This is a genomic window from Streptococcus sp. LQJ-218, assembly GCF_003428885.1.
Taxonomy (GTDB): Bacteria; Bacillota; Bacilli; order Lactobacillales; family Streptococcaceae; genus Streptococcus.
This window is the reverse complement of record NZ_QQRU01000005.1, coordinates 144,039-166,241: the sequence shown is the minus strand read 5'-3', so window position 1 is coordinate 166,241 and position 22,203 is coordinate 144,039. Positions and strand designations below refer to the sequence as shown.

Sequence of the window (22,203 nt, the reverse complement as noted above, 5' to 3'; positions counted from 1 at the left end):
CAGAAGGAACACCAGCTGAAACAACAGATATCCAAGGTAAAGAACAAACTGGCAAACCTGAGTTCAAACCAGGCAACCCAGAAGTACCAATGGACGATGAAGTACCAGCAACATTCGAAGATGGATCAACTGAGAAGAAAGTACCAGGTGAAGGAACTTACACAGTTGCTCCAAATGGAACTGTAACCTTTGTACCAGAGAAATCATTCACAGGAGTAGGAACAGGCGTGACTGTTAAACGTGTAGATAAGAATGGTACACCAGTAACAGCTAAGTACACCCCAACAGTAACACCAGTAACTCCTACAGGTGAACCAGCAACAACAATTGGTCCAAAAGGCCAAGAGCAATCTGGTAAACCAGTCTTCAAGGAAGGCGATAGTCGTGTTCCTATGAATGACAATGTTCCAGCAACATTCGAAGATGGCTCAACAACTAAGACAATTGAAGGAGTTGGTACTTATACGGTAGCTCCAGATGGAACAGTAACCTTTAAACCAGAACCAGAATTTACTGGAACGGCTCCATCAGTGACAGTTGTTCGTGAAGATATGAACGGAACAAAAGCTTCTGCGACATATACACCAACAGTAACACCTGTGACCACATTTGTAGACAAAGAAGGTAAAGAAATTCCAGGATATCCAACAGAAGACGGTGAAAATCCTAAGAAAGACATTCCAGGATACCGCTTCGTTGAAACTAAGAAGTTGCCAAACGGTGATACAGTACATGTCTACGAAAAGATCACAACAACTCATGTTGACGAAAATGGAAACCCAATTCCAGGATATCCAACTGAGGATGGAGAACAACCTAAGAAAGATATTCCAGGATATGAGTTTGTCAAGACAATTGTAGATGCAAATGGTAACATCCAACACATCTACAAGAAAGTGGTAACACCAGATCCAGTGCCAACGCCAGATCCAGTGCCAACGCCAGATCCAGTGCCAACGCCAGATCCAGTGCCAACGCCAGACCCAGTGCCAACACCAGATCCAGTGCCAACGCCAGATCCAGTGCCAACACCAGATCCAGTGCCAACGCCAGATCCAGTGCCAACGCCAGATTCAGTGCCAACGCCAGTTCAAGAAAAATCAGCTCCAGTAGCTGAAGAGGCAGTTTGGGTAACTGACCAATTGCCAAATACTGGTACTGAAGATCATGCTAGCCTTGCTGCCCTTGGTTTAGTAGGTGTCTTGAGTGGATTCGGTCTTATGGCTCGTAAAAAGAAAGAAGACTAATTTATCCTATTAAGGAAATAGGGCTCTTTGTCAACTGTAGTGGGTTGAAGTCAGCTAAGATCGAGAAAGGACAAATTTTGTCCTTTCTTTTTTGATGTTCAGAGCAATAAAAATCCTTTTTTTTGAAGTTTTCAAAGTTCCGAAAACCAAAGGCATTGCGTTTGATAAGTTTGATGAGATTATTGGTTGCTTCTAATTTGGCGTTGGAATTTGGAATAAGGTAATTGAAGAGTGTTGACGATTTTCTCTTTGTCTTTTAGAAATATTTTAAAGACAGTTTGAAAAATAGGATGAACCTGCTTCAGATTGTCCTCAATGAGTCCGAAAAATTTCTCAGGGTCTTTGTTCTGAAAGTGAAAAAGCAAGAGCTGATAGATCTGATAGTGGTGTTTCAAGTCTTCTGAATAGCTCAAAAGTTTGTCAAGAATTTCTTTATTTGTTAAGTGCATGCGAAAAGTAGGGCGATAAAAACGTTTATCGCTCAATTTACGACTATCCTGTTGGATAAGTTTCCAGTAACGCTTGATAGTCTTGTATTCATGAGATTTTCGTTCAAACTGATTCATGATTTGGACACGCACACGACTCATAGCACGGCTGAGATGTTGGAGTAAAACAGTCCAGTGGACTGTTTTAGCCTGAGTTTAGAAATAGAATAACGAAGGGTGAAAGCGATCAAGTACAATTTTTGCATTCGGGAGTGAAACAGTCTGGGAGACCGTTTCAGCCTGAACCTAGAAATTCGAAAGCGAAGCTGCTTGGCCAAGTCATAGTAAGGACTAAACATATCCATCGTAATGATTTTGATGCGACATCGGACGGCTCGATCGTAGCGAAGAAAGTGATTCCGGATGATAGATTGTGTTCTACCTTCAAGAACAGTGATGATATTGAGCTTATCAAAATCTTACGCAATGAAACTCATCTTCATCTCCCGATTGAAACAGTCACTCCCCTGACTGTTTCAACATCCCAGGACATAATTTCAGGAAGACGAGAAAGATCATGCTTAAAGTGAAAATCATTGAGCTTACGAATAACAGTTGAAGTTGAAATGGCCAGCTGATGAGCAATATCAGTCATAGAAGTCTTTTCAATTAACTTTTGAGCAATTTTTTGGTTGATGATACGAGGGATTTGATGATTTTTCTTTACTAGAGAAGTCTCAGCCACCATCATTTTTGAACAGTGATAGCACTTGAAACGGCGTTTTCTAAGGAGAATTCTAGAAGGCATACCAGTTGTTTCGAGGTAAGGGATCTTAGAAGTTTTTCGAAAGTCATATTTCTTCATTTGATTTCCACAATCAGGACAAGAAGGGGCCTCATAATCCAGCTTAGCGATGATTTCTTTGTGGGTATCCCTATTGATGATATCTAGAATCTTGATGTTTGGGTCTTTGATATCAAGAAGTTTTGTGATAAAATGTAATGGTTTCATATGATTCTTTCTAATGAAGGTTTTGTCGCTTTTCATTATAGATCTTATGGGACTTTTTTTCTACAACAAAATAGGCTCCATAATATCCATAGGGGATTTACCAACTACAAATATTATAGAGCCAAATAAAAGAGAATGAGAGAGACTTCGGGTTCTCTTTCTCTTTTCTGAAAACTTTCTCCATTTTTCCATGAAATATGGTAAAATAATACTCAATGAAAATCAAAGAGCAAACTAGGAAACTAGCTGCAGGTTGCCCAAAGCACTGCTTTGAGGTTGTAGATAAGACTGACGAAGTCAGCTCAAAACACTGTTTTGAGGTTGTGGATAGAACTAACGAAGTCAGTAACCATATCTACGGCAAGGCGACGTTGACGTGGTTTGAAGAGATTTTCGAAGAGTATAAAAGAAAGAAGCTGACAAAGGAGACAGGTATGGAACAGACATTTTTTATCATTAAACCAGATGGTGTAAAAAGAGGGCTAGTGGGTGAAGTATTGAAACGCATTGAACAACGTGGATTTACAATCGAAAAATTGGAGTTGCGCACAAAGGTTTCAGAAGAGTTAATTGATCAGCACTATCAGGACTTGGTTGGTCAAAGTTTTTACCCACCGATTCGTGAATTTATGACTTCGGGACCGGTTCTTATGGGTATCATTTCTGGTCCTAAAGTAATCGAAACTTGGCGGACCATGATGGGTGCAACTCGTCCAGAAGAAGCTTTACCAGGAACGATTCGATGTGATTTTGCAAAAGCTGCTGGAGAAAATCAAGCTATTCAAAATGTTGTACATGGTTCAGATTCAAAAGAGTCAGCTAAGCGAGAAATCGCTCTTTGGTTTGACGGAAAATAATGAAAGTTTGATGTAAGGATTACTTGCATCAAATTTTTTTACATTTTAGAGTAGAAAACTGACAGTTGAGAAATATTCTAGCAATGGTGAGAATTTCTAGCCTATAATAAGGGTAAGTAAGGGAGGAAGAATGATGGAAAAAATGAAAAAGCAAATTCGTGTTTTGTTATTACTGACAGTTTTTGGTCTTAGTAGCTGTTCTTGTTTAAGCTTATCGACTTGGGCCTTGATGTTAAATCAAAACTGCTTCTATTATTTAGTTGGCATGTTGCTTCTTGCCAGTATTGGTGCAGGGCTAAACTACTATAGTGGACAGCGAAATCAATCTTATTCAGTTTTTAAGGAAGATAAGCAACAATTCTTGTATAGTCTGTTGCTCCTAGTAAACATTTTGGGTTTAGCTTTAATTGTTATAGAACATATCCTTGCAGGAAATACATCCGTAGAAGGAGGTGTGGAAGCCTTTTTACCGAGCTTCTTTTTCTTATTTGGTATTGATTTGTTAGTTTTTCTACCGATTCAGAAGTATGTAAATGGATTGAAAAAGATTTTGGGAAAGAAGGAGATGTGTTTTATTAGTGGACTAGTTATTCTAATCTTTCTTAGAAATCCTTGGATGCTATTATCCATGACCTTTTATATCATCTTGGGAATGCTATTTCTAGGACTGTTGGTACCAAAAGTCATTCGCTGGGAAGTTTCGTTTTATAGCCATTTGATGAGAGATATCTTATTAGTTGTCTTCTTACTGTTTCTATTCTGAGAACTAAAGAAGAGATCGTTGAAGTTTTACAATTTATAATATGGAATTCACATATAATATCTCGACAAAGAACAACTTTTTGGTATAATAGAAGTATGTACACTAAAAACGAAGAAGAGTTACAGTCCTTAGGTGAACGTTTGGGCTATTTATTAGAAAAGAATGATGTTTTAATTCTAACCGGAGAACTCGGAGCAGGCAAAACGACCTTCACAAAAGGCCTTGCTAAGGGATTGCAGATTTCTCAGATGATTAAGAGTCCAACCTATACTATTGTTAGAGAATATGAAGGTAGACTATCTCTTTATCATTTAGATGTCTACCGTATTGGAGGAGATGCTGATTCTATCGACTTGGATGAATTTCTCTTTGGTGGCGGGGTGACTGTCATCGAGTGGGGACATCTTTTAGGTGATGCTTTGCCAGATACTTATTTAGAATTGGAAATTCTAAAAGAAGGAGACGGTCGCAGATTACATTTCCAAGCCAAGGGTTTGCGTGCAGAAAAACTCTTGGAGGAGCTTCAACATGGAGTATGAATTGCTCATTAGAGAAGCAGAACCTGGTGATGCTGCTGAGTTAGTGACATTTTTAAATCGTGTCAGTGTAGAAACAGATTTTACCAGTCTGGACAGGGAAGGTATTCTGTTGACAGATACTGAGATGGAGTTGTTTTTGGATAAACAGGCCCGTTCAGAAAATCAAATCACTTTACTTGCCTTGCTGAATGATGAAATTGCTGGTCTTGTAAATATCACAGCCGATCAACGTAAGAGAGTTCGTCATATTGGAGATCTTTTTATTGTGGTTGGTAAGAAATATTGGAATAATGGACTGGGAAATTTGTTACTTGAAGAAGTCATAGAATGGGTACAAGCTAGTGGCATTCTTCGTAGGCTTCAACTCACTGTCCAAACTCGTAATCAGACTGCAGTTCATCTATATCAAAAACATGGCTTTGCAATTGAGGGTAGACAAGAGCGCGGTGCATACATAGAAGAAGGAGAATTTGTCGATGTTTACCTGATGGGTAGACTGATAGATTGATAGAAATATGGTTAAAAAAATTATTGGAATGGTACTAGCTTTTCTAGCTGTGACAGTTTTAGGTGTGGGTGTTTTTGCTTATACCATTTATCAGCAAGGCACACAAACTTTATCAAAAACATATAAAAAGATTGGGGAAGAAACCAAGGTTATCGAAGCAACTGAACCCATGACTATTCTTTTGATGGGAGTTGATACTGGAAACGTGGAACGAACGGACCCTTGGGAGGGAAATAGTGATTCCATGATTCTCGTGACGGTTAATCCTCATACGAAAAAAACAACGATGTTGAGTTTAGAACGTGATATTCTGACTAAAATTCAGCATAAAGATGGTAGTATTGAAGAAGCGAAGTTAAATGCTGCCTATGCTGGTGGTGGTGCAGAGTTAGTTATTTCAACTATTCAAAAGATGATGAACATCCATATTGATCGCTATATTATGGTCAATATGCACGGCTTGCAACAATTAGTCGATGCGGTAGGTGGTATAACTGTCAACAATACATTAGGTTTCCCGATTTCTATCAGTGACCAAGAAGAGTTCAACACTATTTCTATTGGTGTTGGAGAACAGACAATAAATGGAGAAGAAGCGCTTGTTTATTCACGCATGCGTTATCAAGACCCAGAAGGAGATTACGGACGTCAGAAGCGTCAGCGTGAAGTCATTCAAAAAGTTGTTGAAAAAGCTCTTAGCTTGAATAGTGTCAGTCACTATCAGTCTATCTTGAAAGCCCTAAGTACCAATATGCAGACTAATATTGATTTATCTGCAAAAAGTATTCCGAACTTGTTGGGCTATAAAGATTCCTTTAAAACCATTGAATCACAACAATTGAAGGGCGAAGGAGAGATGTTGCAAGGCATTTCTTACCAGATTGTTTCGAGAGAGCATATGTTGGAAATGCAGAATATATTGCGACGTTCTTTAGGACAAGAAGAAGTCACTCAGCTTGAAACTAATGCTGTTTTATTTGAAGATTTGTTTGGACGGGTGCCTGTTGCTAATGAGGATAATCAAGAACAAGGTGTCTTTGTAACAAATGAAGTAGAATAGTTCATTTGTTGATAAAAATAAAAAATCAATCGTGGGAAATTTCCTGCGATTTTTTCAAAAAAAAACGAATAGATAGGTAGGAGGAAACATGAAAGCAGAAATCATTGCTGTTGGAACAGAGATTTTGACAGGACAGATTGTCAACACTAATGCTCAATTTTTATCGGAAAAACTAGCTGAGATTGGAGTAGATGTTTATTTTCAGACGGCTGTAGGAGACAATGAAGCTCGTCTCTTGTCTTTGCTTGAGATTGCCAGTCAACGTAGCAGTCTGGTGATTTTGACAGGTGGTTTGGGGCCAACTGAGGACGATTTGACCAAACAAACCCTGGCTAAATTTTTAGGGAAAGAATTAGTCTTCGATCCTCAGGCGCAGGAGAAGTTGGATGTCTTTTTTGCCCAGAGACCAGACTATGCCCGAACACCGAATAATGAAAGACAAGCTCAAATTGTAGAAGGGGCGACTCCACTACCCAATGAAACGGGACTGGCTGTGGGAGGAATGTTAGAAGCCGAAGGAGTGACTTATGTTGTCCTTCCTGGTCCACCAAGTGAATTGAAACCGATGGTCTTAAACCAGCTTCTACCCAAGTTGATGACAGGGAGTAAGCTATATTCCCGAGTTCTTCGTTTTTTTGGAATTGGCGAAAGTCAGCTGGTGACGATTTTGGCTGATTTGATTGACCATCAAACAGATCCGACCTTGGCACCTTATGCCAAGACAGGAGAGGTGACTCTACGTCTGTCAACAAAAGCTAGCAATCAAGAAGAAGCGAATCAAGGGCTGGATATCTTGGAAAATCAAATCTTAAGTCGCCAAACCTTTGAAGGATTTTCTTTACAAGACATTTGTTATGGTTATGGGGAAGAGTCTAGCTTAGCCAGCATTGTGGTAGAAGAACTGAAAAAACAAGGGAAAACCATCACAGCAGCAGAGAGTTTGACGGCAGGTCTTTTCCAAGCGACCGTAGCGAATTTTTCTGGAGTTTCCAGTATATTTAAGGGTGGTTTTGTGACCTATAGCTTGGAGGAGAAATCTAAGATGTTGGATATTCCTGTCAAGGATTTGGAAGAACAGGGTGTGGTGTCTGAATTTACCGCTCAGAAGATGGCTGAGCAGGCACGAAGCAAGACCCAATCTGATTTTGGAATTAGTTTGACTGGAGTGGCAGGACCAGATAGCCTAGAAGGACATCCAGCTGGGACAGTCTTCATAGGCTTGGCTCAAGAGCAAGGAACTGAGGTTATAAAGGTCAATATTGGAGGTAGGAGTCGAGCAGATGTACGTCATATTGCGGTTATGCATGCCTTTAACCTAGTTCGCAAGGCTTTATTAAGTGACTGACTTTTGATATAATAGTAGTTAGGTCTAAGGACCATTAGAATGTAGGAGAATAGAATGGCGAAAAAACCAAAAAAATTAGATGAAATTTCAAAAAAATTCGGGGCAGAACGTGAAAAAGCCTTGAATGACGCTCTTAAATTGATTGAGAAAGACTTTGGTAAGGGTTCAATCATGCGTTTGGGTGAACGTGCAGAGCAAAAGGTGCAAGTGATGAGTTCAGGTTCATTGGCTCTTGACATTGCCCTTGGTTCAGGTGGTTATCCTAAGGGGCGTATCGTCGAAATCTATGGGCCAGAGTCATCTGGTAAGACAACGGTTGCCCTTCATGCAGTTGCACAAGCACAAAAAGAAGGTGGGATTGCTGCCTTTATCGATGCGGAACATGCTCTCGATCCAGCTTACGCTGCGGCTCTTGGTGTCAACATTGACGAGTTGCTCTTGTCACAACCAGACTCAGGAGAGCAAGGTCTTGAAATTGCAGGAAAATTGATTGACTCAGGTGCTGTAGATCTTGTCGTAGTCGACTCAGTTGCGGCCCTTGTACCTCGTGCTGAAATTGATGGAGATATCGGAGATAGCCACGTTGGTTTGCAGGCTCGTATGATGAGCCAGGCTATGCGTAAACTTGGTGCATCTATCAATAAAACCAAAACAATTGCCATCTTTATCAACCAATTGCGTGAAAAAGTTGGGGTCATGTTTGGAAATCCAGAAACAACTCCTGGTGGACGTGCTCTGAAATTCTACGCTTCAGTCCGCTTAGATGTTCGTGGTAATACACAAATTAAGGGAACTGGTGACCAAAAAGATACCAATGTCGGTAAGGAAACTAAAATCAAGGTTGTAAAAAACAAGGTGGCTCCACCGTTTAAGGAAGCTATAGTTGAAATTATGTATGGAGAAGGGATTTCTAAGACTGGTGAACTTTTGAAAATCGCAAGTGATTTGGATATCGTCAAAAAAGCAGGAGCTTGGTACTCTTACAAGGATGAGAAAATCGGACAAGGTTCTGAAAATGCTAAGAAATACTTGGCAGATCACCCAGAAGTCTTTGATGAAATCGACCATCAAGTCCGTGTTCAATTTGGTTTGATTGATGGAGAAGAAGCCTCTGTAGAAAATGTGGAAACTCAAAAAGATGAGGCAGTTCAAGCAGATTCTGTGAATGAAGAAGTAATACTTGACTTAGGCAATGAGCTTGAAATAGAAATTGAAGAATAAAAAGTGAAAGTGGTGGAGCAATCCGCTGCTTTTTTGCCATATGAGAATAAAGAAACAAGTTTATAAGAGTATGATTGACAGATTTTCACAGTAAAAATGAGGAAGACGACTGCAAAACAGATAATTGGATGAGAAAATAAAATTAATGCTAAGGAGATTGTTGGTATGGAAAAACGTGTAGTTCGCAATGTTCAAGATAAAAAATTGCAGGTGTTTGTGCAGATCTTGCTGACTATTTAGATATTGACCCTACTCTAGTTCGTGCACTTTGAATCCTCTTCATTCTACTAGGTGGTTCAGGAATTCTTGCTTACCTCATTCTCTGGCTCACCATACCAGAAGCTGGGACAGAAGCGTAAACTTAGTGACCTCTTTATAAGATAAGTCCTGATAGGGCTGAAACAAGGTTGTCTCAGTCTTATTTATTTTGATGGATTTAGAAAAACTTTCTGCTATTTGATTTTGGAATCACAAAAAAATCACCTGTAGCACAGGTGATTGGGTATTCATTGTAGAAGAATTTGCGGTTTCTTACTGGGAAGTTCAAGACTACAGTATAGGTTAGTGGTCGCTGAAACGACGATACTCGATGTGGAAGTCGAAATAATTTTCTTTTTGCAATTTTTGAAAGATGTTCTGATAAGCCTCTTCATCAAAGCGGTCGCCACGATATAGAATCTCAAAACTAAGACCTTCGTACTCCAAAAAGGCATTGGCTGTTTTGAAGCCATTTTGTAAGTAAAAGTCCATGCGGGCTTTTCGTTGTTCAAGATTGTCACAGTCTTCGTCCAATCGCTCCACTTCAAGAATCATAGTACGCTGGTAAAAATCAATCAGCTTTTCAATGATTTCTTTTCCATAGCCGTGGCTACGCAAATGGGGCATAATAGCAAAAAAGCTGATATAGAAAGCTTTTTGATTGGAAAGAGCGAAGGCGAATCCTACAAATTCCTCTTCGTTGTAAAAGGCGAAAAAGTGGGCGTCGTCTCGATCCTGATATCGTAAAAATTCAGACAGGGACACACGCTCTTCTTCAGGAAAGGCTTCGATATTTAACTTTTCAACTTTCTCAAGGTCTGGAAATATATCTGTAATTAATTGGCTGGTTAAGCTCATACATAAACTCCTTTTCTGTCACGATTATACCAAATTGTTAGTTTCTAGGCAACCGATTTCTCCGGAGTTGGAAGCTAAGTCTGACCTTGTTCCTCTTCTAGAAAGCTGATATAATAGCCTTATGAATAAAAAACGAACAGTGGACTTGATACATGGTTCTATCCTTCCCTCGCTCTTGACCTTTGCCTTTCCAATCTTGCTGTCAAATATTTTTCAACAGCTCTATAACACTGCTGACGTCTTGATTGTTGGGCGATTTCTTGGTCAAGAATCCTTGGCTGCAGTAGGAGCGTCGACAGCTATTTTTGATTTGATTGTAGGTTTTACTCTTGGCGTTGGCAATGGCATGGGGATTGTCATTGCCCGCTATTATGGAGCTCGGAATTTCACTAAAATAAAGGAAGCAGTAGCTGCCACCTGGATTTTAGGTGCGCTTTTGAGTGTTGTAGTGATGCTGCTGGGCTTTCTTGGTTTATATCCTCTTTTACAGTACCTAGATACCCCTGCTGAAATCCTCTCTCAGTCCTATCAATATATTTCTATGATTGTGACTTGTGTAGGTGTCAGTTTTGCCTATAATCTTTTTGCAGGCTTGTTGCGGTCCATTGGGGACAGTCTCGCGGCTCTTGGCTTCCTGATTTTTTCTGCTTTGGTCAATGTGGTGCTGGATCTCTATTTTATTACGCAATTGCAACTGGGGGTTCAATCTGCGGGGCTTGCTACCATCATTTCGCAAGGCTTATCAGCCGTTCTCTGCTTTTACTATATTCGTAAGAGTGTACCTGAGCTACTCCCTCAGCTCAAGCATTTTAAATGGAACAAGGCCTTGTACGCTGATCTCTTGGAGCAAGGTTTGGCTATGGGCTTGATGAGTTCAATTGTGTCCATCGGTAGTGTGATTTTACAGTCTTCTGTTAATACCTTTGGTGCAGTAATTATTAGTGCCCAGACGGCGGCTCGACGCATTATGGCCTTCGCCCTTCTTCCTATGACTGCTATCTCTGCCTCGATGACGACCTTTGCTTCTCAGAATTTAGGTGCTAAGCGCCCAGACCGCATTGTCCAAGGTCTTCGAATCGGCAGTTGTTTAAGTATGTCATGGGCAGTTTTTGTTTGTGTCTTCCTCTTTTTTGCAAGCCCTAGCCTAGTTTCCTTCTTGGCTAGTTCGACGGATAGCTACTTGGTAGAAAATGGCAGTCTCTATCTCCAAATCAGCTCAGCCTTTTATCCTATCTTGAGTCTTTTGCTGATTTATCGAAATTGTTTGCAGGGCTTGGGACAGAAAGTCCTCCCTCTGGTTTCTAGCTTTATCGAACTAATCGGGAAAATCGTTTTTGTGGTCTTGATTATCCCTTGGGCGGGCTATAGGGGGGTTATCCTCTGCGAACCCCTTATCTGGGTTGCCATGACCATCCAACTGTACTTTTCGCTTTTTCGTCATCCTTTGATACAGGAAGGAAAGGAAATCTTGGCAACCAAAATGCCATCCTAGTTGGAATTACTGAATAAAATCCATTTCCTCTAGTGAAAATCGACTAGACTTGTGTTATAATAAGAAAGATTAAAATGTGAAAAAAGGAGATTCCGAATGGGACGTAAATGGGCCAATATTGTAGCCAAGAAAACGGCTAAAGATGGAGCTAACTCTAAAGTATATGCAAAATTTGGTGTAGAAATCTATGTAGCAGCTAAAAAAGGTGATCCAGATCCAGAATCAAACTCAGCCTTGAAATTTGTTATCGACCGTGCTAAACAAGCCCAAGTGCCAAAACACGTTATCGATAAAGCTTTGGACAAGGCTAAAGGAAATACAGACGAAACCTTTACAGAAGGACGTTACGAAGGTTTTGGACCAAATGGTTCTATGTTGATTGTTGATACCTTGACTTCTAACGTCAACCGTACAGCGGCTAATGTCCGTGCAGCCTTTGGTAAAAACGGTGGAAACATGGGCGCTTCAGGTTCAGTGTCTTACCTATTTGATAACAAGGGTGTTATCGTATTTGCAGGTGAGGATGCCGATGCAGTCTTTGAGCAATTGCTAGAAGCCGATGTAGATGTGGACGATGTAGAAGCAGAAGAAGGTACAATCACAGTTTACACAGCTCCAACTGACCTTCACAAGGCTATCGTTGCCCTTCGTGAGTCAGGTGTCGAAGAATTCCAAGTGACTGAATTGGAAATGATTCCTCAGTCTGAAGTGGAATTGTCAGGCGATGACCTTGAAACTTTTGAAAAACTTTATAGCGTCCTTGAAGACGACGAAGATGTACAAAAAATCTATACTAACGTAGACGGGTTCTAATTCAAAAGCGAACAGTTATTCAGCTGTTCGCTTTTATTTTATATTAGATTCGTATCCCGCTATCATGTTGTTTTTGTGATTCCAGGACGATCGAAAATTTATGTATTAGAAGAAATTGTCCATTCTCCTGCTTTGCAAAGGTTAGAATTACAGCCTTACTTTCAAAACCTAGGGAGAGATAGGCGATTCTTTTTATTTCATAGTCTCCCATAATTGAATCTGTTTCTGAATCTGGAATTCCATGTTTCCTGATACTATCTTTGTAGTTGCTTCCTTCCTTCCTGCCATCAGAAGTGTCCCATTCTACCAAGGCATCGAACTGTTCCTGCCCCCAAGTGAAGAATTCGGTATCATCTTCGTCATCTTCCTCAGTTGTACTACTATCAGGGAGTTCATCATACTCCCCAGCATTAGTTGAAAAAGTGATGTTTCTATAGGGGTGACTAAAGGCTCTGGCAAGGTCAGTAAAGATATTAGTAGATAGAACTTGAGTTATCAAAACAATGACAATGGAAATAACACCTAAGGTTGTTCCAATAATAGCCAATGTTTTACGGTTTCTGAGATTGAGGGCAATGCCAAAAATTCCTAAAATCAAAGAGGCAATGGCAAGGAAAAATGATAGGATGTTTACAATAGGTATCCAAGAACCAAGAAGTGCCAGAGTTCTAAAGATGATGGCAAGGATTCCTAAGATTTTCTGTTCTTCTTGCTTCGTTTGTGAATGAATCATTTCTAGTAAACTAGATTTGTGTTCGTGTGAGATAGTGTCTATTGTAGATATAATAAGAGCTGATGTCAATTTATACCGAGATAGTTCTCATGGAAACTTTTTTCTTGACATCTTTTCTGAAAATGATAAAATAGTTCTCATGGAAACTTAATTGTTCTCAAGAGAACTATTTTCACTTAGAAGGGGGAAAGCATGGATAAACCGATGTTGGTCTTTAAACGTTTTGGTTACCAGTTACATCTGATGGTACAAAAGGAAGCCAAGCGTTGTGGTATTGAATTTATGGGGGGACCGCAAGGGCAGGTCATTCGTTTTTTAGATCGTCGTGAGCATGAACAAGAATTAACACTCATCAAGGATATTGAACAAGAATTCAATATTACCAAGTCAGTTGCTAGTAATTTGGTCAAGCGTATGGTGCAAAATGGTTTGGTAGAGTTGGAGGTGAATCCAAGTGATAAACGGGCGAAATTTGTTCATTTGACCGAAAAATCACGCTCTCAAATGAAGCAAGTTAAGTCTTTCTTTGATCAAATTGATCGTAGTTTACTCGATGGTATTTCCGAAGAGAATCTCGTTATCTTTGAAGAAGTTCTTGGAAAACTACAAGCAAATGTAGAAAAAATAGGAGGTAAGAATGAAGAAACTTGCTAAGCGTATCACAGGAAAAGAGTGGGGCATGATTCTAATAACTGTTCTCTTTACCTGTTGCTCGGTCTATCTAGAGTTAGAAGTACCGACTTACGTTTCAAAAATAACAGAATTACTCGTAACGCCAGGTACGGAGTTGGGAGACCTTTGGTCGCCAGCAACTAAGATGATGGGCTTGTCATTCTTAGCCTTCCTATCGTCTGTAACAGTTGGATTTTTTGCCGCTCGAGTTGCAGCATCCTATACGGCTCATCTACGAAGCGATATTTTTAATCGTGTTTTGGATTACTCCCAGACAGAAATTAAACGTTTTTCAATTCCCAGTCTATTAACTCGGACGACTAATGATATCACACAGATTCAGATGCTCTTTACCATGGGACTTCAGGTAGTCACTCGCGGACCAATCATGGCGCTTTGGGCTATTGGTAAAATCCTTGGCAAGTCTGAATACTGGATTTGGGCAGTAGTGGTGGCAGTCATTGTTAATGTTCTGATGACAACTGTTCTCATGACTTTGGCCTTTCCTAAACAATCTGTCATCCAAAAATTGACAGATAAACTCAATAGCATCACCCGTGAAAGTTTGACTGGGATTCGAGTTGTTCGTGCTTACAATGCTGAGGAATATCAAGATAAGAAATTTGAAGAAGCTAATGATGAGGTGACGCGACTTAATCTCTTTGTCAACCGTTTGATGGCCATTATGAATCCTATTATGATGGCAATTTCCAGTGGGTTAATCTTGGCTATTTATTGGATTGGGGCCTATCTCATCAACGATGCTAGTTTGACAGAGCGTCTACCACTATTTAGTGATATGGTAGTCTTTATGTCCTATGCCATGCAAGTCGTAATGGGATTCTTGCTCATGGGTGCTCTCTTTATCGTTCTTCCTCGTACCTTGGTTTCTGCAGGGCGTATCAATCAAGTCTTGGACCTTCATTCCGCTATTGAAAATCCTAGACATCCGCAGACAGCAAACTCTTCTGTAAAAGGACAAGTGGAATACCGTGATGTAACCTTCCGCTACTCTAAACACTCAGAAGCAGTTGTGGAACATGTCAGCTTCAAGGCAGAAGCAGGGCAAACCATTGCCTTTATCGGATCAACTGGTTCTGGTAAATCGACGCTTGTGAACCTCTTGCCCCGTTTTTATGATGTGTCAGAGGGAGAAATTCTAGTAGACGGCGTCAATGTTCAGAATTATGACTTAGAAGATTTGCGTAATAGAGTTGGCTATATCCCTCAAAAAGCTGTGCTCTTTTCTGGAGATGTTAAGGGCAATCTCGACTTTGGTAAGAGTCAAGAAACGCCACTAAGTGAGACGGCCATGTGGCAAGCTCTGGAATTGGCTCAATCTAAAAACTTTATAGAAGATAAGGAAGCGAGTATAGCTTCAGAAGTAGCTCAAGGTGGGACCAATTTCTCAGGTGGACAGAGACAACGTCTGGCCATTGCACGCGCCTTGGCTCGTAAACCAGAGATTCTCATTTTTGATGATTCATTCTCAGCCTTGGACTACAAGACCGATCGTATCTTGCGTCAAGTATTGGCTGAAAAAACACAATCCATGACCAAGTTAATCGTTGCCCAACGCATCTCAACCATCATGGATGCAGACCTGATCTTAGTCTTGGATCAGGGTAAAGTCGTGGGACAAGGCACCCACAAAGAACTTCTAGCAAGCAATGAAGTTTACCAAGAAATTGCCTACTCGCAACTATCGAAGGAGGAATTGGAACATGGAAAATAAGAAAATGTCCTTATGGAAACAGTGTAGACCTTTTCTAGCAGGTCTCCAACTTCCTCTACTAGTCGCAGTTGTGGCGGCTATCTGTTCAAGTATTATCACGGTTTATGGACCAACTAAGATCAAAGAAATTACCAATTTGATTTCAGATGGGTTAATGACAGAGATTGACCTAGAGGCTGTCTCAAGTATTGCTAGTTTTTTGGTTATCCTTTATGTGCTTGGAATTATCCTGAACTATACGCAAGCCTACATTTTTTCAACTAGTATCCAACATTTCTCAAAACGTTTGCGGACAGCTATTGCTGAGAAAATCAATCGCTTGCCACTTGCTTATTTTGATCGTCATTCTCAAGGGGATACCCTTTCTCGTGTAACGAATGATGTTGATACAGCCGCTCAATCTCTCAACCAAAGTTTGGGAACAGTGATCTCAGCTAGCTTCTTGCTGATTGCTGTTTTGATTACCATGTTTGGTATGAACTGGATTTTGGCACTGGTAACCGTTGTTTCAACTCTTGTTGGATTTGCAGCGGTCTCAGTGATTATGGTTAAATCTCAAGGCTACTTTAAAGCTCAACAAAACAACCTAGCAGCTGTAAATGGCTATGTGGAAGAAATGTACTCTGGCCACAATGTGGTGACCAGTTATAATGCTGTGGAACCAACAAAAGATACATTTGCAGGCTTGAATCAGAATCTACATGATAGCATCTGGAAATCTCAGTTTGTCTCTGGAATTATGATGCCTGCCATGATATTTGTAGGCAACTTTAGTTATGTTCTAGTCATTATCGTCGGTGCTGCCTTGGCTCTTGAAGGGCATATCAGTATCGGGATTATTGTAGCCTTCATGGTTTATGTTCGAACCTTCTCGCAACCCTTATCACAGATTGCCCAAGGAATTACCAGCTTACAACAAGCTAGTGCAGCCATGACTCGTGTCTTCGAATTTCTAGGTGAAGAGGAAATGGAAGATGAATCTCATAAGGAAAGACAATTGACCAACATGAAGGGTGAGGTGGTCTTTGACAGAGTTGCCTTTGGTTATACTCCTGATAAAACCATCATTCACGACTTTTCTGCGACAGCTCATGCAGGTCAAAAGGTCGCCATTGTCGGACCGACTGGAGCTGGAAAGACGACCATTGTTAACCTCTTGATGAAATTCTATGAGATTGATAAGGGAAGTATTCGCATTGATGGTGTAGATACCAAGGCTATGAAGCGTTCAGAAGTACATGATGCCTTTTCAATGGTCTTGCAGGATACCTGGCTCTTTGAAGGAACCATTCGTGATAATCTCATCTACAATCAAACAGGTATCAGTGATGAAGGAGTGATTGAAGCTGCCAAAGCAGTAGGAATCCACCACTTCATCACAACCTTACCTGATGGATACGATACAGTCTTGGATGATACAGTAACCTTATCAGTCGGACAGAAACAACTCTTGACCATTGCTCGTGCCCTGCTCAAGGATGCTCCACTCTTGATTCTGGACGAAGCAACATCCTCAGTCGATACTCGTACGGAGGAGTTGATTCAAAAGGCTATGGACCGTTTGATGGAGGGACGCACATCCTTTGTCATCGCCCACCGCTTGTCAACAATCCGTAATGCTGACTTGATTCTGGTCATGAAAGATGGAAATATCATCGAGCAGGGCAATCATGAGGAACTCATGGCTCAAGGTGGTTTCTATGCAGACCTCTACAATAGTCAATTCACAGAAGACCAAGTAGAAGAATAAACTAAAAGAAGGCTTGACGGCCTTCTTTTTCTGCACTATACTAGAGTAGGAGAAGCTAGCCGACTTATTCTGTCAGGCTTCTTGTGTAAAGTCTAGAAACAACGAGAAAACAGATGAAAAATTATCAAGAGTGGTACGATAAGAGGAAATCAAGTCTTCTTCGACAACCACAACTTTTGCAACTGATGCGCGTTTTTAATCGCATGATGACAGTGCTGATGCCCTTAGCTTACTTGACCCTGTTGGGAACAAACTTTGTAAGTAAAGGGGGTGGAAAAGAACTTTCTGCTTATATTTTGGTGCCAGCTTTTGGCTTTGTCCTATTGACGCTTGTTCGTAAGTGGATCAATCAACCGCGTCCCTATGAAACTTGGGAAATTGTCCCGCTACTAGATAAGGGCAGCTCTGGGAATTCAATGCCCAGCCGCCATGTCTTTTCGGCAACCATTATTTCCATGGCATGCTTCCATGCAAATCTGCCTGTGGGATTGGTTTTATTGGTCTTTTCAGCTTTTCTTGGCCTTGTTCGGGTCTTGGGTGGGGTTCATTATCCCAAGGATGTTCTAGTTGGCTACGCCTGTGGCCTACTCTGGGGAATTCTTTTCTTTATTTTCTAAAAAGTTAAGCAAGTGGGCTTGGCCTCGTAACCACTTACGGGCTAAAAATGACCACTTGCTTTTTTGCCCTTGTAAAGTCTTCTGGCCTTTGGTATAGTAGATGCAGAAAGGAGATAGGATGAAGTTACGAATCGAGATTGATAGTGAATTAACTGAGACAGAGATTGTCATCAAGGCTGCAGCCCTGACAGATGAGATTGCTGACTTGCAACGACTCTTTCAAGAAACCAAGGCTCCTAGATTAATCTTTTATAAGGGGACGGGTGAGTACTACTTAGACTTGGCAGAAATCCTCTTTTTTGAGACAGAAGGGAGCAAGATTTACGCCCATACCCAGAAAGAAGCCTACGAGGTTCGACTCAAGCTTTATGAACTAGAGTCCATCCTGCCCCGCTATTTCAGTCGAGTATCCAAGTCGACCATTGCTAATCTTCGGCAGGTCTACTCGGTGGACAAGTCCTTTTCAGGGACAGGAACTATTTTCTTTTATCAGACCCACAAGGAGGTTCACGTGTCGCGGCACTATCAATCCCTCCTAAAAGAAAATCTAAGAAATATGAGGTAAGAAGATGAAAAAGAAAGTATTTGGTATTGTGTTGCTAGTATTGGCAGCCTTAGTGTTATTGCAGGGAAATTTTGGAATTCCTTCTCTTGGAGGGCACATTTGGCCCTTGCTCGGTATTGCATTTTTTGCCTACCAATCCGTTGAAGCTTTGTTGCGTCGTCATCTGACATCAGCCTCTTTTACAGCCCTAGTGGCGCTAATGATTGCTAATCATTTTTATGACATTTTACCGATTCCTAATCAGTCATTGTTCTGGGCTGGAGTTCTAATCGTTCTCGGAGTAAATATGCTGACTCACTCTAACAGAACCTGGAATGGGAAAAAATGGTGGTATGACAGTGAAAAGACCATTCTGACAGACAAGGAAGTTGCTTTTGGGGCGGGTACATTTTACAAGCAAGACCAAGAATTGGTAGAAGATGAGTTTGAGGTCGGTTTTGGGAATGCCAAGATTTATTATGACAATGCAGAGATGTTAGGTGATTTTGCTACTCTGAATATCGAAGTCGGTTTTGGGAATGCAGTTATCTACGTGCCTCAACACTGGAGAGTAGATCTAAAGGTAGAAACTTTTTGTGGAGCAGCCAAGGCAGATACTCCTCTAGCTCCAACCAGCAAAACTTTGATTATCCGTGGAGATGTAGCTTTTGGGAAACTAGGAGTTGTTTACGTTAAATAAAAAAATCTTCCAATCCCCTTGCCAAAACAGAGAAAGTGTGATAACATAGTACAGTATGTGGTGCTAGCACATCCGCTATATTAGATCTAATAGGAGGAAAACACAAATGGCTAAAGTATGTTACTTTACAGGTCGTAAGACTGTATCAGGAAACAACCGTTCACACGCGATGAACCAAACAAAACGTGCCGTAAAACCAAACCTTCAAAAAGTTACTGTTCTTATCGATGGTAAACCTAAAAAAGTTTGGGCTTCAGCTCGTGCTTTGAAATCAGGTAAAGTTGAACGCGTTTAATAATAAAAGTAAGGAGACCTTAGGGTCTTTTTTCTTTTACTGTAGATATAAAATCATTTGAAAAATAGAGTAAATATCCGCTGATACAGTATTCTGCTTTTACACTTGGCCTGAAATATGATAAAATAGAGTATCAACTAGTTGAGGTAAAAAGGATGACTGTAAAAATTAATACAAAAGATGGTCAAATCGAACTAACAGATGAAGTGATTGCAACCGTCGTAGGTGGAGCAGCAACTGAGATTTTTGGAGTAGTCGGTATGGCTAGTAAAAATGCCCTCAAAGATAATTTCCAAGCTCTTCTAGGTAAAGAAAATTATTCTAAAGGTGTCGTCGTAAAAGCGGCCGAAGATGGCAACATTGCAGTTGATGTATATACCGTGTTGAGCTACGGAACAAAGATTAGCGAAGTGTCAAAAAACATTCAAGAGCGTGTTCGTTTTAGCTTGGAAAACCAGCTTGGAATTACTGCTCAGACTGTAAATGTCTACATTCAAAATATCAAAGTTGTAGGAGAATAACCGTGTCAAAAATTACTACTAGCTTATTTCAAGAAATGGTGCAGGCTGCATCAACTCGCTTGAATAAGCAAGCTGAATATGTCAATTCATTAAACGTCTTTCCGGTTCCAGATGGAGATACTGGGACAAATATGGGAATGACGATTGAAAATGGAGCTAAAGAAGTTGCAGACAAGCCAGCTTCTACAGTTGGAGAGGTAGCGAGCATTCTTGCCAAAGGTCTTTTGATGGGTGCGCGCGGGAACTCAGGAGTTATTACGTCTCAGCTTTTCCGTGGATTTTCACAGGCTATCAAGGATAAAGACGAGTTAACAGGTCAAGACTTGGCTCTTGCCTTCCAATCAGGTGTGGAAGTTGCCTATAAGGCTGTAATGAAACCTGTTGAAGGAACGATTTTGACAGTTTCTCGTGGAGCTGCTATCGGCGCTAAGAAAAAAGCTGAGCAAACAGATGACGCTGTTGAAGTCATGCGCGCAGCTTTAGAAGGTGCTAAAACAGCTCTAGCTAAAACGCCAGACATGCTTCCAGTGTTGAAAGAAGTTGGTGTTGTGGATTCAGGTGGTCAAGGACTGGTCTTCATTTACGAAGGTTTCCTTTCAGCCCTTACTGGCGAATATATTGCATCTGAGGACTTTGTAGCGACTCCAGCCAATATGAGTGAAATGATCAATGCAGAACATCATAAGTCTGTAGCAGGACATGTGGCAACAGAAGACATCACCTTTGGTTACTGTACGGAGATCATGGTTGCTCTTAAACAAGGCCCAACCTATGCCAAAGATTTTGACTACGATGAATTCCGTAACTATTTGAATGAACTCGGGGACTCTCTCCTTGTTGTCAATGATGATGAAATCGTCAAAGTCCACGTCCATACAGAAGATCCAGGACTTGTTATGCAAGAAGGTCTCAAATATGGTAGCTTGGTCAAGGTAAAAGTTGACAATATGCGTAACCAACACGAAGCACAGGTTGAAAAAGAAGCCGCTCAAGTTAGCGAGCCAGCTGAAGAAAAAGAGTATGCTTTGATTGCTGTCGTTGCTGGTAAAGGTCTAGCAGATATCTTCCGTTCTCAAGGCGTGGATTATGTTATCGAAGGTGGACAAACCATGAATCCTTCGACAGAAGACTTTGTCAAAGCTGTTGAGAAAGTGAATGCTCGTAACATCATCTTCTTGCCAAACAACAAAAACATCTTCATGGCAGCTCAATCTGCAGCAGAAGTTTTGGAGCAACCAGCTGTTGTAGTAGAAGCTCGTACAATTCCTCAAGGATTGACTAGCCTTCTAGCATTTGACCCAAGCAAGTCTATCGAAGAAAACCAAGAACGCATGACTGCAGCCCTTGGCGATGTTGTTAGCGGAAGCGTCACAACAGCTGTGCGTGACACGACTATTGATGGTTTAGAAATCCATGAAAATGACAATCTGGGTATGGTAGATGGGAAGATCCTCGTATCAAACCCTGATATGCACCAAACTCTGACTGAAACCTTGAAACATATGTTGGACGAAGATAGTGAAATCGTAACCTTCTATATTGGTGAGGATGGAAGTGAAGAATTGGCTAACCAAATTGCCCAAGAAATCGCAGAAGAATTCGAAGATGTTGAAGTAGAAATCCACCAAGGTCAACAACCAGTATATCCATACCTTTTCAGTGTGGAATAAAGATTAAATAGAAAACGAAAGAGGTCGGGAAAAGATTCCCGACCTTTTAGTATGCAATGAGTTTTTGAGCTGTTAGCTGACTGAACTTTTTATGACATTTGTCATATCTCCTCATGACAGAAGCTTCTAGTGATTCTACCTTCAAAGAATTATACTAGATGTATCAAGTGGAGGAAGAAAAAATGAAACATAAAGTAATTGTCGCAATGAGTTTAGTAGCAGCAGGAGTCATGACTTATCTCATGTTCTCAGGATTGGATGAAGATTTCTATCATTTTCCTTGGGAGCTATTTGCAAGTTTTGGAATCATGTCTTGGCTGATCCGAGAAGGTTTGAAATTGGTCTCAGATGTGAAAAAGGAGTTTGAAAAATGAAAAAAGCGATTCTCTTTCTGTTTATTGGACTGTCACTAGTGGTATGGTTGGTAGAAATGTTTACAGGTTGGTTTGATCAAGCCTTCCTTCACCAAGTCATTCGCGGTGCCTGAGGTCTAGGATTTATGATTTTTATCGCCTTTCCGATGGGGATGGAATGGCTGAAAGGAGAATATCATGAACATGATTAA

22 protein-coding genes and 3 pseudogenes are annotated in these 22,203 nt (G+C 40.7%); 22 read left to right on the top strand and 3 right to left on the bottom strand.

Annotation, left to right across the window (positions count from 1 at the left end; all coding sequences use genetic code 11):
* Window positions 1-1,247: LPXTG cell wall anchor domain-containing protein (locus D2908_RS06035; protein WP_117305628.1), on the top strand; the 1,247-nt coding region annotated here is incomplete at its 5' end.
* Window positions 1,248-1,301: 54 nt separating this feature from the next.
* Here D2908_RS06035 and D2908_RS10245 read toward each other — a convergent pair.
* A pseudogene (locus tag D2908_RS10245) lies at window positions 1,302-2,687 on the bottom strand (ISL3 family transposase).
* Between the two features lie 434 nt (window positions 2,688-3,121).
* Here D2908_RS10245 and ndk point away from each other — a divergent pair.
* The 8 genes and pseudogenes from ndk (at window position 3,122) to D2908_RS10275 (ending at window position 9,339) form a co-directional block, all read left to right on the top strand.
* Window positions 3,122-3,544 (top strand): nucleoside-diphosphate kinase, encoded by a 423-nt coding sequence (gene ndk, locus D2908_RS06025; RefSeq protein WP_117305638.1) that lies wholly within the window; start codon window positions 3,122-3,124, stop codon window positions 3,542-3,544.
* 133 nt (window positions 3,545-3,677) lie between these two features.
* Window positions 3,678-4,307 carry a competence protein gene (locus D2908_RS06020; RefSeq protein WP_117305626.1) on the top strand — a complete coding sequence of 210 codons (630 nt, stop codon included), beginning with the start codon at window positions 3,678-3,680 and terminating at the stop codon, window positions 4,305-4,307.
* Window positions 4,308-4,402: 95 nt separating this feature from the next.
* Window positions 4,403-4,846, top strand: a complete 444-nt coding sequence (tsaE, locus tag D2908_RS06015; RefSeq protein ID WP_117305623.1) for a tRNA (adenosine(37)-N6)-threonylcarbamoyltransferase complex ATPase subunit type 1 TsaE — start codon at window positions 4,403-4,405, stop codon at window positions 4,844-4,846.
* Complete coding sequence (locus D2908_RS06010; RefSeq protein ID WP_117305621.1) at window positions 4,836-5,354, top strand: GNAT family N-acetyltransferase; 519 nt, start codon at window positions 4,836-4,838, stop codon at window positions 5,352-5,354. The genes tsaE and D2908_RS06010 overlap by 11 nt, the downstream gene beginning before the upstream one ends.
* A 7-nt stretch (window positions 5,355-5,361) precedes the next feature.
* A complete protein-coding gene (locus D2908_RS06005; RefSeq protein ID WP_117305620.1) occupies window positions 5,362-6,414 on the top strand; it encodes an LCP family protein in 1,053 nt (350 codons plus the stop codon).
* 88 nt (window positions 6,415-6,502) lie between these two features.
* Entirely contained in the window at window positions 6,503-7,759 is a 1,257-nt protein-coding gene (locus D2908_RS06000) for a competence/damage-inducible protein A (RefSeq protein WP_117305618.1), read from the top strand.
* 54 nt (window positions 7,760-7,813) lie between these two features.
* Window positions 7,814-8,980: a recombinase RecA gene (gene recA, locus D2908_RS05995; protein ID WP_117305616.1), complete on the top strand. Its 1,167-nt coding sequence runs from the start codon at window positions 7,814-7,816 to the stop codon at window positions 8,978-8,980.
* Between the two features lie 165 nt (window positions 8,981-9,145).
* Window positions 9,146-9,339: pseudogene (locus D2908_RS10275) on the top strand (PspC domain-containing protein).
* A 202-nt stretch (window positions 9,340-9,541) separates the two neighbouring features.
* Here D2908_RS10275 and D2908_RS05985 read toward each other — a convergent pair.
* The gene (locus D2908_RS05985; RefSeq protein WP_117305614.1) at window positions 9,542-10,096 is read right to left on the bottom strand and encodes a GNAT family N-acetyltransferase; all 555 of its coding nucleotides are present in this window, start codon (window positions 10,094-10,096) and stop codon (window positions 9,542-9,544) included.
* Window positions 10,097-10,217: 121 nt separating this feature from the next.
* On the opposite strand from D2908_RS05985, the gene D2908_RS05980 reads away from it, so the two are divergent.
* The gene (locus D2908_RS05980; RefSeq protein WP_117305613.1) at window positions 10,218-11,588 is read left to right on the top strand and encodes an MATE family efflux transporter; all 1,371 of its coding nucleotides are present in this window, start codon (window positions 10,218-10,220) and stop codon (window positions 11,586-11,588) included.
* Window positions 11,589-11,684: 96 nt separating this feature from the next.
* Window positions 11,685-12,401: a YebC/PmpR family DNA-binding transcriptional regulator gene (locus D2908_RS05975; protein ID WP_000532883.1), complete on the top strand. Its 717-nt coding sequence runs from the start codon at window positions 11,685-11,687 to the stop codon at window positions 12,399-12,401.
* A gap of 43 nt (window positions 12,402-12,444) precedes the next feature.
* Here the strand turns inward: D2908_RS05975 and D2908_RS05970 are convergent, their stop codons facing one another.
* Window positions 12,445-13,134: a hypothetical protein gene (locus D2908_RS05970; RefSeq protein WP_117305636.1), complete on the bottom strand. Its 690-nt coding sequence runs from the start codon at window positions 13,132-13,134 to the stop codon at window positions 12,445-12,447.
* 192 nt (window positions 13,135-13,326) lie between these two features.
* Here D2908_RS05970 and D2908_RS05965 point away from each other — a divergent pair, with 192 nt between their 5' ends.
* From D2908_RS05965 to D2908_RS05915, 11 genes and pseudogenes are all read left to right on the top strand, one after another.
* Complete coding sequence (locus D2908_RS05965; protein WP_117305611.1) at window positions 13,327-13,788, top strand: MarR family winged helix-turn-helix transcriptional regulator; 462 nt, start codon at window positions 13,327-13,329, stop codon at window positions 13,786-13,788.
* The gene (locus D2908_RS05960; protein WP_117305610.1) at window positions 13,772-15,541 is read left to right on the top strand and encodes an ABC transporter ATP-binding protein; all 1,770 of its coding nucleotides are present in this window, start codon (window positions 13,772-13,774) and stop codon (window positions 15,539-15,541) included. The genes D2908_RS05965 and D2908_RS05960 overlap by 17 nt, the downstream gene beginning before the upstream one ends.
* Window positions 15,531-17,291: an ABC transporter ATP-binding protein gene (locus tag D2908_RS05955; RefSeq protein WP_117305608.1), complete on the top strand. Its 1,761-nt coding sequence runs from the start codon at window positions 15,531-15,533 to the stop codon at window positions 17,289-17,291. The genes D2908_RS05960 and D2908_RS05955 overlap by 11 nt, the downstream gene beginning before the upstream one ends.
* Before the next feature lie 113 nt (window positions 17,292-17,404).
* Entirely contained in the window at window positions 17,405-17,908 is a 504-nt protein-coding gene (locus D2908_RS05950; RefSeq protein ID WP_117305607.1) for a phosphatase PAP2 family protein, read from the top strand.
* 118 nt (window positions 17,909-18,026) lie between these two features.
* The gene (locus tag D2908_RS05945) at window positions 18,027-18,473 is read left to right on the top strand and encodes a LytTR family DNA-binding domain-containing protein (RefSeq protein ID WP_117305605.1); all 447 of its coding nucleotides are present in this window, start codon (window positions 18,027-18,029) and stop codon (window positions 18,471-18,473) included.
* 4 nt (window positions 18,474-18,477) lie between these two features.
* Window positions 18,478-19,152 carry a hypothetical protein gene (locus D2908_RS05940; RefSeq protein WP_117305604.1) on the top strand — a complete coding sequence of 225 codons (675 nt, stop codon included), beginning with the start codon at window positions 18,478-18,480 and terminating at the stop codon, window positions 19,150-19,152.
* A 106-nt stretch (window positions 19,153-19,258) separates the two neighbouring features.
* Window positions 19,259-19,447, top strand: coding sequence for a 50S ribosomal protein L28 (gene rpmB, locus D2908_RS05935; protein ID WP_001140948.1), 189 nt, complete (start codon window positions 19,259-19,261; stop codon window positions 19,445-19,447).
* Window positions 19,448-19,602: 155 nt separating this feature from the next.
* Window positions 19,603-19,968 carry an Asp23/Gls24 family envelope stress response protein gene (locus D2908_RS05930; protein WP_117305602.1) on the top strand — a complete coding sequence of 122 codons (366 nt, stop codon included), beginning with the start codon at window positions 19,603-19,605 and terminating at the stop codon, window positions 19,966-19,968.
* Between the two features lie 2 nt (window positions 19,969-19,970).
* Window positions 19,971-21,638: a DAK2 domain-containing protein gene (locus D2908_RS05925; RefSeq protein WP_117305600.1), complete on the top strand. Its 1,668-nt coding sequence runs from the start codon at window positions 19,971-19,973 to the stop codon at window positions 21,636-21,638.
* Between the two features lie 182 nt (window positions 21,639-21,820).
* Complete coding sequence (locus D2908_RS05920) at window positions 21,821-22,012, top strand: hypothetical protein (RefSeq protein ID WP_117305634.1); 192 nt, start codon at window positions 21,821-21,823, stop codon at window positions 22,010-22,012.
* Window positions 22,009-22,203: pseudogene (locus tag D2908_RS05915) on the top strand (hypothetical protein). Before D2908_RS05920 ends, D2908_RS05915 begins: the two are co-directional and overlap by 4 nt.